The 17,773-nt window shown below is 30.3% G+C and carries 14 protein-coding genes; 4 read left to right on the top strand and 10 right to left on the bottom strand.

The genetic code is table 11. The features are described 5' to 3' along the window. The 9 genes from hypF to KAR88_RS03855 form a co-directional block, all read right to left on the bottom strand. Window positions 1-2,190 (bottom strand): carbamoyltransferase HypF, encoded by a 2,190-nt coding sequence (gene hypF / locus KAR88_RS03895; RefSeq protein WP_057040302.1) that lies wholly within the window; start codon window positions 2,188-2,190, stop codon window positions 1-3. Continuing rightward, window positions 2,171-3,691 carry a hypothetical protein gene (locus KAR88_RS03890; protein ID WP_088569549.1) on the bottom strand — a complete coding sequence of 507 codons (1,521 nt, stop codon included), beginning with the start codon at window positions 3,689-3,691 and terminating at the stop codon, window positions 2,171-2,173. The genes hypF and KAR88_RS03890 overlap by 20 nt, the downstream gene beginning before the upstream one ends. 41 nt (window positions 3,692-3,732) lie before the next feature. Continuing rightward, a complete protein-coding gene (locus tag KAR88_RS03885; protein WP_002804646.1) occupies window positions 3,733-4,380 on the bottom strand; it encodes a M48 family metallopeptidase in 648 nt (215 codons plus the stop codon). After that, window positions 4,356-5,672: an MATE family efflux transporter gene (locus KAR88_RS03880; protein ID WP_032584688.1), complete on the bottom strand. Its 1,317-nt coding sequence runs from the start codon at window positions 5,670-5,672 to the stop codon at window positions 4,356-4,358. Before KAR88_RS03880 ends, KAR88_RS03885 begins: the two co-directional genes overlap by 25 nt. 2 nt (window positions 5,673-5,674) lie before the next feature. Continuing rightward, complete coding sequence (locus KAR88_RS03875) at window positions 5,675-8,119, bottom strand: hypothetical protein (protein WP_002816764.1); 2,445 nt, start codon at window positions 8,117-8,119, stop codon at window positions 5,675-5,677. A 71-nt stretch (window positions 8,120-8,190) separates the two neighbouring features. Further along, entirely contained in the window at window positions 8,191-8,931 is a 741-nt protein-coding gene (pstB, locus tag KAR88_RS03870; RefSeq protein WP_002776307.1) for a phosphate ABC transporter ATP-binding protein PstB, read from the bottom strand. Next, complete coding sequence (gene pstA, locus KAR88_RS03865; protein ID WP_002791807.1) at window positions 8,928-10,016, bottom strand: phosphate ABC transporter permease PstA; 1,089 nt, start codon at window positions 10,014-10,016, stop codon at window positions 8,928-8,930. The genes pstB and pstA overlap by 4 nt, the downstream gene beginning before the upstream one ends. Then, window positions 10,013-10,927 (bottom strand): phosphate ABC transporter permease subunit PstC, encoded by a 915-nt coding sequence (pstC, locus tag KAR88_RS03860; RefSeq protein ID WP_052780064.1) that lies wholly within the window; start codon window positions 10,925-10,927, stop codon window positions 10,013-10,015. Before pstC ends, pstA begins: the two co-directional genes overlap by 4 nt. Window positions 10,928-10,936: 9 nt before the next feature. Then, window positions 10,937-11,932, bottom strand: a complete 996-nt coding sequence (locus KAR88_RS03855; RefSeq protein ID WP_002776282.1) for a substrate-binding domain-containing protein — start codon at window positions 11,930-11,932, stop codon at window positions 10,937-10,939. Window positions 11,933-12,270: 338 nt separating this feature from the next. On the opposite strand from KAR88_RS03855, the gene KAR88_RS03850 reads away from it, so the two are divergent. The 4 genes from KAR88_RS03850 to KAR88_RS03835 are packed head-to-tail and all read left to right on the top strand — an operon-like array spanning window position 12,271 to window position 16,337. After that, the gene (locus tag KAR88_RS03850; protein ID WP_002786063.1) at window positions 12,271-12,771 is read left to right on the top strand and encodes a ferritin; all 501 of its coding nucleotides are present in this window, start codon (window positions 12,271-12,273) and stop codon (window positions 12,769-12,771) included. A 49-nt stretch (window positions 12,772-12,820) separates the two neighbouring features. Beyond that, a complete protein-coding gene (locus KAR88_RS03845; protein ID WP_060785224.1) occupies window positions 12,821-14,197 on the top strand; it encodes an MBOAT family O-acyltransferase in 1,377 nt (458 codons plus the stop codon). Then, the gene (locus tag KAR88_RS03840) at window positions 14,198-15,178 is read left to right on the top strand and encodes a GDSL-type esterase/lipase family protein (RefSeq protein ID WP_002787349.1); all 981 of its coding nucleotides are present in this window, start codon (window positions 14,198-14,200) and stop codon (window positions 15,176-15,178) included. It abuts the gene before it with no gap. Continuing rightward, window positions 15,168-16,337 carry a GDSL-type esterase/lipase family protein gene (locus tag KAR88_RS03835; protein ID WP_002787347.1) on the top strand — a complete coding sequence of 390 codons (1,170 nt, stop codon included), beginning with the start codon at window positions 15,168-15,170 and terminating at the stop codon, window positions 16,335-16,337. The genes KAR88_RS03840 and KAR88_RS03835 overlap by 11 nt, the downstream gene beginning before the upstream one ends. Window positions 16,338-16,407: 70 nt before the next feature. Here the strand turns inward: KAR88_RS03835 and KAR88_RS03830 are convergent, their stop codons facing one another. After that, the gene (locus KAR88_RS03830; protein WP_002787345.1) at window positions 16,408-17,772 is read right to left on the bottom strand and encodes a TolC family protein; all 1,365 of its coding nucleotides are present in this window, start codon (window positions 17,770-17,772) and stop codon (window positions 16,408-16,410) included. Window position 17,773: the final 1 nt, after the last annotated feature.

Raw genomic sequence — 17,773 nt, 5'->3', positions numbered from 1 at the left:
TTATTTTTCTAAATTTAAAAAATGCACCATTTGTCCTAAGGCTATGGAGCTATCATTACAAGGGTACTTTAAAGGTATAAAAAAATCAAAATTTTTAGCTTTTAAAATTTCAAGCAAGGTTTTGTTTTGAAAAACCCCTCCGCTTAAAAGCACTTTTAAATCATAATCTTTGCTAAAATCTATGATAAAATTTGCCAAGGCATTAAACATACCTGTAATCGCCTTAGTTTTTTCATCTTGCAAAGCCCCTAGGATTAAATTTTTAAAATTAACCTGCCCTTTTTCTACAAAAAGCTTATAAGAAAAATCAAGATTTTTATCATAAAAAGCTTCACACATTAAGCCAACTTGAGCTTCATAAGAACTTTTTTCTAAGTTAAAAACAATACTTCCAAAAGCATCGATAATGCGTCCTAAAGAACTTGTTTGAAGTGTAGAGTGGGTGTGAATTTTTTTAAGATTTTCAAGTTTTATTTTTGGAATTTTAGATAAAAATATCTTAGCCTCATCTTCTAAATCATAATGCCAAATCAAGCTCAAAGCTAAATTTTGTATATTTTTTATATCGCTATTGATAAGGGTGAAATTTTCAAAATGCGCGATTCTTTCGTATTGTTTTAAATTCCCTATAAAAATCTCGCCACCCCAAATTCTTCCATCATCACCATAACCCGTGCCATCAAAGATAAAACCCAAAGCTTTTTCATCTTTTTTAAATTCTTTTTCGTATTCAAAATAAAGTGCGCAAAAATGTGCGTAATGGTGCTGAATTTTATAAGTATTGTAAAATTCTTTTGTATAGCTAAAATTAGGATGCTTATCGCAAAGTATTTGATCAAAACTCAAATCATAACTTTGTTTAAAAAAATCAAGCAAAGAAAAAAATCTCTCGTGCACATCAACACTTTTTAAATCTCCTATATAAGGAGAAATCAAAAGTTTATTTTCATAAAAAATCACAAATTCATTTTTTAACTCCGAACCCAAAGCTAAAAAAACTCCTTTTTTATCGCTTTTAATTTCCAAATAAGTCGGATTTAAACCTCTTGAAGTGCGTAAAAACATAGTTTTTCCATTTACAACTTGAGCAATGCTATCATCGCTTGGATTGTGAATTTCTCTTGCATAGTCTAGATAAAAATCAAAAACATTGCCAAGCTTTTTAAGCAAATTATCCTCATCTTTAATAATACTTTCACCACTTAAATTTGCACTTGTTGCTACTAAAATCCCATCAAAATATCTAAAAAGTAAAAGATGCAGTGGAGTATAGGCTAACATAATGCCGAGTTTATCCACATCAGGAGCGATTAAAGAAAAGGCTTTTTTAGCTTTTAAAATCACGATAGGAGCTAAAATAGAACCAAGCAGTTTTTCTTCCTCTTCATCCACAAAACAAAGCTCTTTAGCATCGCTCATATCTCTACACATTAAGGCAAAGGGTTTTTTGGGGCGGTTTTTTCTAAGTCTTAGCTCCTTTATAGCTTCAAGATTAAAGGCATCGCACATCAAATGAAATCCCCCCATGCCTTTGATAGCTAAAATTTTTCCTTGCTTTAAAAGCTTAGCACAGGTCTTAAAAGCTTCATCATCTTGAGCTAGAATTTCACCCTTTTTATTTTTTAAAAAAACATCGATTTTACACTGAGGGCAACTTATAGGCTGGGCATGAAAACGCCTATTTTTAGGATCTTCATACTCACTTTTGCAAAACTCACACATTTTCAATGCTTCCATTGTGATATTGCACCTATCATAAGGGAGATTTTTAATGATGCTAAATCTTGGCCCACAATGTGTACAAGTGATAAAAGGATATAAAAAACGCGGATTTTTTTCATCAAAAAATTCTTTTTTACACTCTTTACAAAGTGCAAAATCACTAAGCATTGGAGTAGTTTTTGCATTTTGCAAAGAAGTACCTATGCTAAAATGGGTATAATTTGTAGTCGTTTGCTCTGTGATATCAATACTATCTATCCTTGCTAAAGGTGGGAGCTTCTCTTTGAGCTTATAGATAAAATTCTCGCATTCTTCTTTGGTACAAGCAAGGATAATTTCTACCCCAAAACCATCATTTTTTACTTCTCCATGAAGTCCTAATTCAGAGGCAAGCTCAAAGACAAGAGGACGAAAACCTACGCCTTGAACAAGTCCTGAAATTTTGATCTTATACCCTAAGTGGCACATCGCTTAACTGACAATTTTTAAGATGTTTTAAAGTATTTTTAAGCAAAGATTTATGTTCAAACAAAGATCCACTTATAAGTGCTAAATCACTTTGCTTTTTCTCTCTTAATTCATCATAAGTATCACGTAAGAAATAAGCCAAACTCTCAACCGCTCCATAAGCTATATTAGCACTATCCACACCTGCTAACATAAAACTCATAGCAGATCTTAAAGTTCTTGTATAATCAAAACTTTTATCTTCTTTCAAACGATAATCAATCTTTACTCCACGAGGCATTTTAGATTCGTCTGCGATTTTTAAAAGTTTTTCTCCTGCCTTGTGTAAATTTTCATCCAAATTTAACACCCTACCCACCAAGCAAAGTAAAGAATAAAAATTGTTTTTAAGTTCAAAACTCTCATTTAAAAGCGGAAATTCTTTGGCAAAATTTTCTAAAAGTCTTGCGCCGATTTCATCTTTTTGTATCTCTTCATAAAGCTCTTTGCTGTGTTTTGGTAAGCAAAGTTTAAGCAAATTAAGCTCTTTGTTGATAAGCAAAATATCTTCATCATCTTTACTTAGCTCTAAAATAAAAGCCTTTTCTTTATAACGGCTTACAAGATAAGAAATTCTTGCCATATTTTTATCTTCTTTAGAAAAAACAAGCTCTCTTGCCTTAGCATTGATAAATTCAAAGCCTTCCAAAACCACCACTTGCTCATCTAAAGCACTGATATAAAAATCTTTTTGATACTCTTCTATCTTTTTTACGCTTAAAAATTTATACTCATTTTCAAAAAGTTTCAAACCTAAAGCAAAGCAAAACAAATCTCTAGCAAGTCTGATTTTAAAATCACTAAAATCAAGATTGTGATTTTTTCTAAACATAGCATTAAGCCTTAGCTTCATCAAAGGTTTTTCTAAACTTGCAAGAAGTTTTAAATTTTCATTTGAACAAACAAAAACTGAATTTATAGCTTTAATATCACAAGGAAGTAAAAAATCTCCTATAAATTCGTTCTTAAACAAAGAAAATTCATAAATGCCGTTTTTATCTTTCAAATAAATCTTTTTTTCTTGACTTAACAAATCAAAGGCAAGATTTAAAAAAGTATTGAAATTTTCTTCATTGATTTTTTCAAATTCTGATAAATTGCTTGAAAATTCACACTCACAAAACACGCCCCATTCGTTTTTGTTTAAAAGTTTTTTTTCTTGATAAGCATTAGAATTTAAATGAGTAATATAAGAAAATCTTGAAAATTCTTTATCTTCTGGTATACAAGGGTTAAAACCCTGCCCCGCTTTTACATCAAATTTTTTCAAAAAAACGCTATGACTCATGAAATTCAAAGAATCGCAAAAAGTCTTTAAATTTTCTTCATCTGCATCGATAGAAAAATGATAAGTATTTTCTTCTTTACTAAGGGTGTAATTATAATTTTTCGCATAAAAACGCAATAAATATTCAAAAATATCATTATCCGCATTATAAATAAAATCAAAATCCAAAGTCATATTATGCCTTTTTTGAAAAATAAACTATAAATATAACATTTTTAACTTAAAAATTCTTTCTCTCTTTGCCTAAAATCACTCATAAAATACTCAATAAAATCGTAAAATTCTTTGCTGTGATTAGGGAATTTTAAGTGGCATATTTCATGCAAAATCACATATTCAATAGCCCTTAAACTCTTTTGAATGAGTTTTAAATTTAAATTAATATAAGCTTTATTATGATTGCAAGAACCCCAACGCGTTTTCATATTTTTAATGCTTAAGTGCGTGTAAAATAAACCTGTTTTTTGACTCCATTTTTTAAGATAAAAAGTAAAAATCTTTTTAGCATTTTGTCTTAAAAATAAATCTAATTTTGCTTTATTTTGACAAATTATTTTATCTTTATCAAAATAAGTTTTTTTGACATTTTCATCAAAAATAATTTTATATTTTTTAGCTAAAAAGATTAACTCATCATCTTTTAAAACTTTTTTTTCAAATCTTTTTTTTGCCTCATTCATCCAAGAACTTGATTTATCTAAAAACTCATAAACACTTTTAAAGGTGCAAAAATAAGGAATGCTAAGAACAAATTCACCCCTTTCATTGATCCTTAATCTTAAAGTTTTTATGCGTTTTTTAGAATAAAAATAGCACTCATCTTTATAAATAAATGATTTTAAACTAGAGCTTTGCCTTGCCATTTTTTACTTTTCCATCTGTATGAATTTACCATTCCACGCAAAAATTCATCTGCACAAAATCCTATCCAAACCCCTAAAATTCCAAGATTAAAATGAAAACAAAGCACATAACCCACAGGCAAAGATACCCCCATCATAAAAACAAGTCCGCTAAAAAATGGAAACTTAGCATCGCCACTTGCGCGCAAGGAATTAACCATAACTATATTAAAAGTTCGTGAAATTTCAAGAAAGATTGAAAGAGCAAATAAAGGTATCATTAAATTTTTTAGCTCTTCTTTAAGCCCTAAAATTTGCATAGTAAAATCTTGACAAAGATAGTTTAAAAACGCCACTAAAGCACTCGCTATTACACTAAAATATAAAGCACGCCAAGCGTGTTTATAAGCGATATTTTCATACCTAGCACCGACTAATTTACCTACTATGATTTCATTAGCTATGCTTATAGCTTGTCCTATAAGCATGATAAGCATTGAAATTTGAAAATAAATCGTTTGCACACTCAAACTCGCCTCACCTAAGCTTGCTACAAAAGCAAAAGCTATAGTATATTGGACTATCCACAAAAGATTTTCCCCTGCTGAAAATCCTCCTATATTTAAAACCTTTTTTAAAACTTCTTTTTCAAGTTTTATCATTTCTTTGATTTTAAGATGAATTTTAAGTTTATAAAAAAGTATCGCAAACAAAGCAACTATAGCAACAATGCGAGCAAAAATATTACTAAGCCCTATTCCAAAAAGTTCTGACTTTGTATAATGCAAAACATAATAATTTCCACAAATCACCACTATATCCATCAAAAAACCTATAAACATGACCCAATAAGCCATATTATAAACCCTTACAATAGCAGCTAAAACAATACCTATGGCATCAAAAAACAAACAAATTGCAAGCATATGTAAGTAAATTTCGCTATCTTTGAGCAATTCTTGTGGAATTTTTAAAAGATAAAGCAAATACTCCCCATGCCATAAAATAAGCACACCGCATACAAAGCCTAAAAGTGCATTTAAGAACAAACTTTGATGAATCACTTTTCTTGCTAAAACATGATCTTTTGCACCAATTGCTTGTGCGATCACCACACTACAACCCACACTTAAAAATGAAAAAATAGTGATAAAAAGATCTAAAATTTGATTTCCAGCGCCCATAGCACCAACAAGAAAATTAGAATAATGCGACACCATAGCGGTATTGATAATCACGGTTAAATACTTAGAAAGCAAATCCCAAAATATAGGAAAACTGAGTCTTGTTAAAGAGAGTTGTTTTTTTGCCATGATTACTCTTTTAAAAAGCCGTATTCATAAATTTTTGGCTCTAACTTTTTAGCTAAAGCATTTAAAGCTATGTTTAAATCACTTAGTAAAATTTTATAATGCTCGTCTTTTGCTTGGCTAGGACGATTCATCCTACCTTTTTCATCCCTACCTTGAAAAAATTCTTTGATATCATAAAACGAAGCATTGACAAGATAGCCTTTATCCTCGCTATGTGTGTGATAATACTTAAAAAGTTCTTTTCCTGCTTTTAAAAGCTCTTGAGCTTCAAGACTGAATTCTATCTTTACTAACTCATCACCAAAAAGTGAGTTTTCATCTTTTATCTTGCCCTTTATAAATTTATACATAAAATCACTCTCAAAAGCTTCTTTTGTGATACCTAGTTCTTTTTCACTAAAAGGTATGAAATGATTTATCCCTTCTTTTGCACTTATGCGATTTTGTCCATGAAAAAGCATAAAAGCTAAACAATCACTTTTAAACTCATCATCATTTTTATATAAATCATTAGGATATAAAAACTGATCTCTATCATTTATCCAAGTAGCATTTATAGCATGACGAACAGAGAAATATACAGCACCATTTAACAGGTTTTTTAGCGAGAATATGTAAAAATTAAAATGCTCTATTCCTTTGTTAAGAGAAAGATATAATTGGCTATTATGTTGAAAATCTGGGCTTGGGTTTCCCATAAATCCAAATTTCTCTTGTGATTTTTTATCATCAAAAATCTTGATCCATTTATTAATACTTTCTTTTTGATCATTATAAAAAGTTTTTATTCCTAAAAAACTCCCATTTTTATTAAATGTATCAAGTTTTATTTTTTTAATTTCTTCTTTTTTACTCATATCCCATATCAAAAATCCTATGGGAAATTTTCCTTTTACATTATCAAAGGTATCAGCAGGCACCATAAAACCTTTTAAAAATTTAGCCTTAAAATTCTCTCTAAATTTTATAAAATTGGTAGAATTTACATATTTTAATTTAGAAAAACTAGCCATTAAACAATCTTCTAACTCACAATAAATTCTGATAAAAAATTGTGCAAAAAGCTCATTGTTCGCTTTTCCTAAAATGTCTTTATATTTTTCACAAATTTTATTTTCTCTTGCTACTTTATCTTTATTTTTTCCTGTATTTGTAACCTGTGTAGCGCTTGTAGCCTCCGCATAAGGTGGATTTATAAAGATTATTAATTTTTTGCGTTTATTTTCATCTTTTAAAATTTCTTGCAAATTTAAAGGTAATTTTGATTTTTGGATGATTTTACCCTTATCATCACACTTATCAAAAAATTCATCATTTAAAAAATCAAATTGAAAAACATGATTTTCAAACAAATTCGCACCATTTTTTATACGCTCATGTATCACATCTATATCGGCTTTATCAAGAGTAGAACAAAAGATATTTTTTTTATTTGTAAAATTTGCTAGTAAATTTCCTGTTCCACCCGCTAAATCCCATATATAATATCCCTCTTCATAATCCTCCCCAAAAGTTTTAGAAAGATACTCACAAGCTTTATCCACCCAAATTCTTGGGGTAAAAAATGCTCCTTTTCGCTCTCTTACATCTTGATCTACAAGCAAATCTCTGCGTTTTATAATATAATCCCAAAATTCTTCCCTTGGAGGACGCTCGTAAATCGCCCAAAATTCATGATGAGCTTTTTGATTATCTTTAAAAGAAGTGCGTTCGTTAATGATAGAGCCTAAATCACTTTTTGTTTTATTAAACTCATAATAATCTTTTTTAAGAATGGCAAATAAATTTTGACTGATAGTTTCATTTTCACTTGAAAGCAAATCAGCCAAATAAAAATCAGCATCTATAATCCCGCTTTTTTTAGCCAAATTCCAATCAATACTGATAGTATCTTTAACCATTTTATTCCATTTATGATAAATACTTACAAAATTGTTTTTATCGATTTTAATTTTACTTATATTTTCGCTTGTAAGATTTTCTTTTATGAAAGTTTTTAATTCTTCATCATTTTTTTCATAATAAAAAATTTGCGCTGTATTTAAAATACTATCTAATTCTTTTAGAAGTTTTAAAAATTGCTCACTTGTATGATTGCTAGGCGTTACACTAAAGTTTATATCGCTTTGATAAAAAATTTCTTGCAAACAAGCAAAGGGTAAAAAAGCTATCTTTTCTCCATCAAAAGCACAAAGTAAATTTGGAGTTTGCTCTGTATAAAATTTATATTTTCCTATGGTAAGCACAAGCTGTACAAAAGATTTTTTAAGCTCACTTTTTCCTTGTTTGGCTTCAGCCCAAAGCAAATTAATTTCACCTAAAAGTCCTAAATTTTGAGTGATACAAAAATCAATCTTAGCACCTACATAATTAAATTTAGAAAAATACAAATCCTTAATCTTGCTTTTTAAAGGTTCTTCGCTTAGTTTTAAAAGTGTTTCAAACAAAACTATATCCTTATAAAATTCTTTTTTAAGGATATAATTTTAATACAAAGATACTTGTTTTTGTATAAATCTCAGCCAAAAGCACCGCTTAAATAAGCCTTAGTTTTTTCTTGTTTTGGATTTTCAAAAAATTCTTTACTTTCACCAAATTCTATAAGCTCGCCTAGATGAAAAAATGCAGTATAATCAGCCACGCGTTTGCCTTGTTGCATGTTGTGCGTTACCATAATCATGGAAAGATTATGACTTAATTCTTTTAAAAGCTCTTCTATAACACCTGAGCTAATAGGATCAAGTGCGGAAGTTGGCTCATCTAAAAGCAAGAGCTTAGGTTTTATTGCTAAAGCTCTTGCGATACAAAGGCGTTGTTGTTGTCCACCTGAAAGAGCTAGGGCATTTTGCTTTAATTTATCTTTAACCTCTTCAAAAAGCCCCACTTTTTGCAAGCAATCCACCACCAAAGCTTCTTCTTCATCTTTGTTTTTAATCATACCGTGAAGTTTTGGTGCATAAGAGATGTTTTCATAAATGCTTTTTACAAAAACATTGGGTTGTTGAAAAACCATGCCTACATTTTTACGCAAGGCTACTACATCTTGATTTTTAACATCTTTTCCTTCAATTTCCACTAAACCATCGATTTTTGCAATTTTATCATTCATTCTATTAAAACAACGCAAAAAAGTGGATTTACCACATCCTGAAGCACCGATGAGTGCAGTAATTTTGTTTTGCTCTATTTGCATATTGATATCAAATAAAGCTTGTTTTTTTCCATAAAATAAATTTAAATTTGTTGTTTTTGCTATCACTTTAATTTTCCTTGAAAATATTTTCTTAATAATATTGCACTAAGATTTAACACAACTAAAAGTCCTAAAAGCACAATAATACCCGCTGCTGTTCTTTCTAAAAATGCACGCTCTGGCATAGCCGACCATGAGTAAATTTGAGCAGGTAAAACGCTAGTTGGATCAAAAATCGAACTAGCTACATCAGGGATAAATGCTATCATACCGATAATCATCAAAGGTGCAGTCTCGCCTATAGCCCCTGCTAAAGTCAAAATAGAACCTGTTAAAATCATAGGCATAGCTAAAGGTAGCATAATGCCTTTTACCATTTGAACCTTTGTCATACCTAAGGCATAAGCAGCATTTTTCATATTGATATCCACACTTTTTAAGGCCGCTTTGGTTGAAACAATGATAATAGGCAAACTCATGATCGCCAAAGTAAGCCCACCCACTAAAGCACTTGAACGAGGCATTCCAAAAAGGTTGATAAACACTCCAAGTCCTAAAAGTCCAAACAAGATACTAGGAATACTTGCAAGGTTGTTAATACACACTTCTATAAAATGCGTAAGGATATTTTGTGGTGCAAATTCTTCTAAGTAAATTGCCGCTGCAACGCCTATAGGAACACTCACAACCATACAAACAAGCATAACAAGCAAAGTCCCTACAACTGAAGATAAAATTCCTGAATTTTCAGGAGATTTTGAGTCTCCATTTAAAAAGAAATTGCTATTAAATTTAAGCTCTATCTCGCCTTTTTGCACAAGATCATCGACTAAAGTTCTTTGTTTTTCACTAAGGCGATTATATTTTTGCTTCATATATTGATCTACTTCTGAATTTGCCAAAAGCCAAGATTTTTCAGTGATTTGTCCTGTTCTTATTTTTCTTTGTTCTGCGCGAGATAAAAGATCATAAGCAGGAGAATTTCTATTAGCCTCTACAAAAATATAGGTTTGCTTAAAAGCAGGAAATCCAAGATAAGCCACACTTCCTAAAAAGATACAAAGAAAAATTAAATTAATATAAAGCCCCATTTTACAAAGTCTTTTAAAAGACTTTGAAGCTTTTTGTCTTTTTTTAAAAAGTTTTTTCATAAATTTTTCCTTTTGTGAAAGCGATTGATAAGATAAACGCTAAACATATTGATGATTAAAGTGATGACAAAAAGCACCAAACCTAAAGAAAAAGCACTTAAAGCCAAAGAACTATCAAAAGCTTGATCTCCACTTAAAGCTTCTACGATTTTTACCGTTACTGTTGTCATATCTTCTAAAAAATTCATCGTTAAATTTGGACGCAAAGAAGCTGCCATTACCACTATCATGGTTTCACCTAAGGCTCTTGAAAGTCCTAAAAGACAAGCTGCAACTATACCAGGAATAGCCTCAGGTAAAATCACAGCAAAAACCACTTCTTTTTTTGTCATACCTAAAGCATAAGCGCCATTAATCCTTTTCTCGCTTACTGCTTCAATACAATCTTGAGATAAAGAAGCCACTATAGGTACTATCATGATCCCCATGATAAAACCTGCGCCTAAAGCACTTTGAAAACTTGCCTGTATCCCAAATAAAGAAAAAAACCACACTATAAAAGGCGCTACAACTATAGCCGCAAAAAATCCAAAAACAACAGTAGGAATCCCTGCAATGATTTCTAAAATAGGTTTTAAGTAATTTTTAGATTTTTTGCCAGCAAAAACACCTAAATATATAGCACACATAACCCCTAAAGGTAAAGCCGTTAGCATAGCAATCAATGAAATATAAAAAGTTCCCCAAAAAAGCGATAGCGCCCCAAAAACACCTTGTTTACTCGTGCCATCTGCATTCATAAAAGCTGCATCAGCTGCCCACTGACTTGAGAATAAAAAGGTAACAACGCTTTCTTTTTGAAAGAATTTTAAAGCTTCAATTAAAATTGTAAGCATGATAGCAAAACTTACTATCACGCTTACAAAAGCACATAAAAAAAGTGCAAATTTGATTATTTTTTCTTTTAACAAAGTTTTTCCTTAAAAAACTTTTCCAGCTTTTACAAGCTCATCATTTAAAATTTTTCTATCTTCTACATGTTTTTGAGAAGCTTTTAATTTATCATCACTTAAAGGAACAAGTCCTATTTTTTCAAGCTCTCCACCACTTTTTGCCAAATCATCACTCATATAAATTTTTGCAAATTCAAAGGCTTCTTTAGGATTTTTCTTTGCATTGATATAGATAAATAAACTTCTTGCAAGATCGTATTTTCCATCAGCAATATTTTTTTCATCTGCTTTTACACCATCAATATCTGCTGCATTGATTTTATCCACATTGCTTACTAAAAATCCATAACCAAAAAGCCCAAAAGCATCTTTATCGATAGTAAGTTTTGAAACGATTAGATTATCATTTTCACCACTTGGAATATAAGCTCCATCTTGGCGTATGGTTTTATACTCGCCTTTGTATTCAGGAATTTTTTTAGAAATATCACTCATTACAAGTTCTTCTACAGTATCTCTTGTGCCTGAGCTTGATGGAGGACCATAAACGCTGATTTTACGATTAGGTAAATTTTTATTGATTTGATTCCAGTTTGTATAAGGATTTGGTATAAGTTTTCCATTTTGTGGAATTTCTTTTGCTAATGCTAAGAAAAGTTCTTTTTTAGTGATATTTAAAGGTGCGTTGGCTTTATTTTGCGCTAAAACTATACCATCATAACCTACCATAATCCCTACTATATCAGTAACTCCCGCTTTTTTGCAAGTTTCAAATTCGCTAAATTTCATCGCTCTTGAAGCATTAGAAATGTCAGTTATGCCCTCGCAAAATACTTTAAATCCACCCCCTGTTCCTAAACTCTCTACAATAGGAGTTTTTGTATTGTGAATCGCTGCATACTCTTCAGCTACAAAAGAAGTAAATGGATACACGGTTGATGAACCTGCGATTTTTAAATCAGCCGCATTTAAAGCACCCGCTAAAGCAAAACTTGCAACACTTAAAGCTAGAATTTTTTTCATTTTTTCTCCTTACTTTTAAAAAAGTAACGGAAGTTTAGAAAAAGTTGGAAACATTTTGGAAACATTTTTTACTTCGCGACGGAAATAAATTCCGTCTTGCGACAAAGGACTTAGTCCTTTTGAAACCTCTAAAGGCACGCCCACCTAAAAATCTTTGCAGATTTTCAGCCTTAAAATAAAATCTATACTTGTAATAAAATATAAAGCTTAATTTCATTTAGAAACATTTTATTTTTATTTTATATATTTTAACTTCAATCCTTTAAAAATTTAGCTTGTTTTAAAAAAATCAATATATCATTTTAAAAACATTCTAAAAATAAAAATAAGGAGATAGAATGCTTTCAAAAAAAGTAGTTGATTTATTAAACGAGCAAATCAACAAAGAAATGTATGCAGCTAATTTATATCTAAGTATGAGTTCTTGGTGCTATGAAAATAGTCTTGATGGAGCTGGGCTCTTTCTTTTTCAACACGCAAGCGAAGAAAGCGAACACGCAAGAAAACTTATAACTTATCTTAATGAAACAGATTCACATGTAGAGCTTAAAGAAGTGAAGCAACCTGAACAAAATTTCAAATCTTTACTTGATGTTTTTGAAAAAACTTACGAGCATGAACAAAGCATTACAAAATCAATCAACGATCTTGTAGAGCACATGCTAGCCAATAAAGATTATTCTACTTTTAATTTTCTTCAATGGTATGTAAGCGAACAGCACGAAGAAGAAGCACTTTTCCGTGGTATAGTAGATAAAATCAAACTCATCAGTGACAATGGAAACGGCTTATATCTAGCTGATCAATATATCAAAAATTTAGCTTTGTCTAAAAAATAATATTTTTGCCTTGAAAAAGGCAAAATTATAATTTCATCTTAGGTAGCGTATGACTTATTTTTCTTTAGAATTTAGTATTTTAATGATTGTATTTTTTGCCATATATTGGGCATTTAAAGATAATTATAAAATACAAAATATTTTAATCTTGGCTTTTTCATATCTTATTTATATACTGATTAATCCTTATTTTGCTTTAATTTTATTTATTTACACTTTTTTTATACATTTTTTTGCCTTGCTTATCTTTGTGCGTCGAAAACGATATATTTTTGCTACTTGTATAACTTTTATAATATTAAATTTATGTTTTTTCAAATATTTTCCAAATATCAAAGGAAGTCTTGATCAAGTGCTAAGCTTTTTGGGGCTTGATTTTTTAAATATCGAACTTATCTTGCCTATAGGCATTAGTTTTTACACCTTTGCTTCTATTACTTACCTTGTAGATGTATACAAAAAACATCATTTAGAAAGCTTTTTAAATTTAGCAACCTTTTTATCATTTTTCCCTACCCTACTTGCAGGGCCGATTATGCGTAGTGCGTTTTTTTTCGAACAAGCTTATCAAAAACGCGAATTTAAACATACAAATTTGATCATCATTTTGCTTATTTTTGGTATAGTGAAAAAAGTTCTTATTGCTAATTACTTAGGAATTTATGCCAAAAATATTTTAGATTTTCCACAATCTTATAATTTTATACAACTTCTAAGTGCAATTTACGCTTATGCGGTGCAAATATATTGCGATTTTAGTGGATATGTAGATCTAGTTTGTGCTTTTGCTTTAATGTTAGGTTTTACCTTGCCACCGAATTTTAATATGCCTTATCTAGCTAAAAATCTTAAAGAATTTTGGGCTAGATGGCACATCAGCCTTTCAACTTTCATAAGAGATTATATCTATATTCCTTTAGGAGGCAACAGAAAAGGAATGCCTCGCACTGTAGCTAATATACTCATCGCTTTTATTCTTTCGGGCTTATGGCATGGAAGTACTTTGGCTTTTGGGGTTTGGGGTTTATTGCATGGCTTGGGTATTGTATTTATCCATTTACTTGCTTTAAGCAAATTCAGCCTTCAAAAAATTCCAGCTTTAGGAAGATTTTTAACCTTTCAATTTGTATGTTTTACTTGGATTTTCTTTTATTATAATAAAAATTTAGAAGATGCCTTAGAATACTTCAAAGCTTGTTATAATAATTTCTTCCAAATTCCTAGCTATAACGATATTTATATGCTTGCAAGCTTTGCTGTGCTTTTTATGATTTATCCTTTATTTGTTAATTTTAGAGAATATTGCGTAAGGATTTTAAATCTTACGCCGTTTTTACTCAAGCCGTTTGTAATCACTTTTATCTTGCTTTTAGTGTTTGCTTTTATGCCAAATGGCATTCCTGATTTTATTTATTCGAGTTTTTAAATGAAAATGATTAAATTCTTCTTTATTTTGATTATAGTTTTTGTACTGGTTTGCCTTGTGATGAATCAAAGCATTTTTTCTTATATCGAGCAAAAATATCACTTTACATTTTATCCTAAAAACGATATTTTGCAAGAGGCCAATGGTTTTAAAAATAAACTAGAACAAATCCGTGCAATACTAAGTAATGAGCCTCTACCTCAAAATATAGAAGAAAATATCATGGTTCAAGAAGATATGGATGAGCTTAATGCAAGTAATGATTTTATCGATAAAAACACCACTATTGAAGATATACAGCAAACAGAAGACGAAAATGTCAGTTTTATTGACAATACCAAATTAGAAGTTCATAAAGGTGATGAATTTTTATTTATAGGCGATTCTTTAATGCAAGGCGTTGCAATTGCACTCAATCGTGATTTAATTGATCTAGGTTTAAAAGCTAATGATCTTAGCAAGCAAAATACAGGACTTTCTTACAAATCTTATTTTGATTGGGCAAAAGCAACCAAAGAAGCTTTTGCAAAAAATCCCAACATTAAATATCTAGTTGTCTTACTAGGGGCAAATGATCCTTGGGATATCAAAAAAGGTGGAGTTTATCACCGCTTTGGTTCAGATAGCTGGATTGACATCTACACCTATAGAGTAAATGAAATCATCAATATAGCTAAACAACATCATGCAAAAATTCTTTGGTTTGAAATTCCTCCTGTTAAAAAAAATGAACTCAATGAAAAAATACAAATTCTAAACAAAATTTATAGCGAAGAAATTCTCAAAAATAAACAAATTTTTATCAATACAAAACTATTTTTTAGCGTTAATGATGAATTTTCAACCTATATTAAAAATGAAAACAACAAAAGTATAAAAATGAGAACAGACGATGGAATTCATTTTACCTCAAACGGAGCAAAAGAGATGTCAAAACTCTTGCTTCAACATATAACAATCAAGGAAGAAAATGCAAATTAAGCAATTTAAAGCTATATTATTAATTCTTATATTTTCAATCAATTTATACGCAAATAACACAAACCATACCATAGATGAAATTCTAAGCCAAACCAAAAACAAAAGTGCTTTAAGCAATTATGCTTCCAAAAAAGACTTAAAGCTTTTGGAGCAAAAACTTAAAGAGCATAAAAACATAGGTATTAGAATTTATGGAGATTCTCACACGGCAGCAGATTTTTTTCCGCGTGTTATTAGAGGATATTTGATAAAATCAAATTCCATAGGCTTTGCCTACCCTTTGCAACCCAAATATCAACAAAATTTAAATCTTGATTATTCTTATAAAGATTATGAAATTTTAAATTCAAGAAATACAGACACCGCAGGTATTGATTTTCCTTTAGGTGGGATAATAGCTAAGGCTAAAGAAAAGGGTGCAAAAATCACCCTTGATACTAATTTAGACAAGAAAAAATTTAAAGTAGGTTTTGTCTTTAAAGCTCCAAATAACACCAATGCCTTTAGCATTAAAGACGCTCAAAACAAAAGCTATGAGCTAAGATCAGTAGCCAATAAATGGTCATATAAAGAATACGAACTTGTTTTTCCTTTGCAAATTTCTGCCTTACAAAAAAACGCTCAATTAGGAGGATATTTTATCACCAGCAAAGAGGATAATGCTTATTTAGATACCATAGCGATCAATGGGGCAAAAAGCGATCTTTGGATGTCGTGGAATAAAAAAGTAAGCGAGCAAGAATTAAAACTCCTATCTAATGATTTAATCTTACTTGCTTATGGTTCTAATGACGCACTTTTTAAAGGTTTTGAAAAAAACAAATTTAAAAAGAATTTAAAAGATTGGATTCACACACTCAAAACTTACAATAAAAACGCCCTTATCATGCTTGTTTCTCCTCCTACTGTAGTAAAAAAACAAGGTAAAAAATACACCCTGGCTCCTGATTTTTTTGCTATAAGGCAAGCACTTTATGAGGTAGCCAAAGAAGAAAAAACCCTTCTTTTTGATATGCACCAATTCATGCAAGATAGCGGTGGAAAAAATAAATGGATAGAGCAAAAACTCTCTTTGCAAGATGTACATTTAACCATTAAAGGCTATGAATTAATGGCTAAAAAATTGCTTGATGATTTAAAAAAATATGTGCATTATTGATTTTTAATTTTATCAATATAATTAAAAAAGCCTTATCTACTTGATATTTTAGCAGATAAAGCGATACAAATTAAGGCATTTCCAAATTTCTTTCATCATAGCTTAAAGCTGTGATTTGATAATAAGAATTGATGGTTTTAAGAAGATTAAACCTAGCTCCTAGCAAACTTTGCTTAGCGGAATTTAAAGTATTAGAAGCATCTAAATAATCTTTTAATTCACTTTTACCCAAATTATATTTTTCCCAATAAGCTTGAGTGATCAACTCTTGCTTAAAGCTAGTATCTTTTAAAATTTGAAGTAGCATAGTATTGCTTTGATAGTCTTTATAATTTAAGGCAAATTCATTCATAGCACTTTGTAAACTCTGCTCGTAATTAACAAGCGCACTCTCATAATCAAACTGCGAAATTTTGATATTTTGCTTTACTCTGCCATAGTCTAAGAAAGGTAAGGAAATTTTTATATTGCCACTCAAAACTTCAAATTTAAAACTATCATCAAATTGCTTATCGCTGCCATTTAAAGCCCCGCCTAAAGAAATGCTTGGAAAGATTGATTTTTGCACCGAAGTATAGTCTTTAAAAGCGGATTTAAGGGTATTGAGCTTAGAACGCACATCAGGACGATACACAAGAGCTTCTAAAGGAATATTAAAATTAGGATTTAAATTCTTAAAATCAGAAAGAGTTAAAGCTTTAAAATAATCAATATACGCAAAGCCCTCTTGCTTTCCTATCAAATCTTGTAAATTTTTTATAAGTAAATTGCGATTTTGCTCATTGCGTAATAAATCTTGCCTTGCCTTTAATAAATTTTGCTCTATATTAAGCAAATCAAGTTCTTCGATTTTTCCAAGCTCAAATTTATAAGCATAAAGCTCTCTCATTTGTTCTAAATTAGCTAGATACTCTTTAAGTAAATTATCCACATCATTAAAATAAGCAAGTTCAAAAATACCATTTAAAGCCGTATTAATCATACTGATTTTCAAATTTTCAAGATCATAAGCACTAGCCTTTGCACTAAAATCACTCGCACTTGAGCTATCCCTTATCCTTCCATAAATGTCAAGCTCATAGCTTAAATTAAGACTATTGCTAAATTTCTTACTTTGGACTCCAGAATTTAAATTCTTTTCTCCACTAAGCCCCAAATTTGCACTTAAAGTCGGATAAAAATCATAATCTATCAAATCAGCCCTTGCTAAAGCTGTCAGCAAAGTGCTTCTAGCTATATTTATATCGCTATTATTTAACAAAACAAAATTTAAAAATTCATTCAATTTAGCATTATCATAAGCCTTATACCAATCATAAGTGATATTTAAGTCTTTAAAGCTCTCTTCGCTCATTGTAGGCTCTTTAGGCAAGCTAAGTTTTACACCACAGGCGCTTAAAAAAAATGCCAGTAAAATACTCAATAAATTTTTCATT

Source organism: Campylobacter sp. JH23, assembly GCF_017846595.1.
GTDB lineage: Bacteria > Campylobacterota > Campylobacteria > Campylobacterales > Campylobacteraceae > Campylobacter_D > Campylobacter_D coli.
The sequence above is the reverse complement of the archived record's forward strand: the minus strand, read 5'-3'. Positions and strand labels throughout refer to the sequence as shown.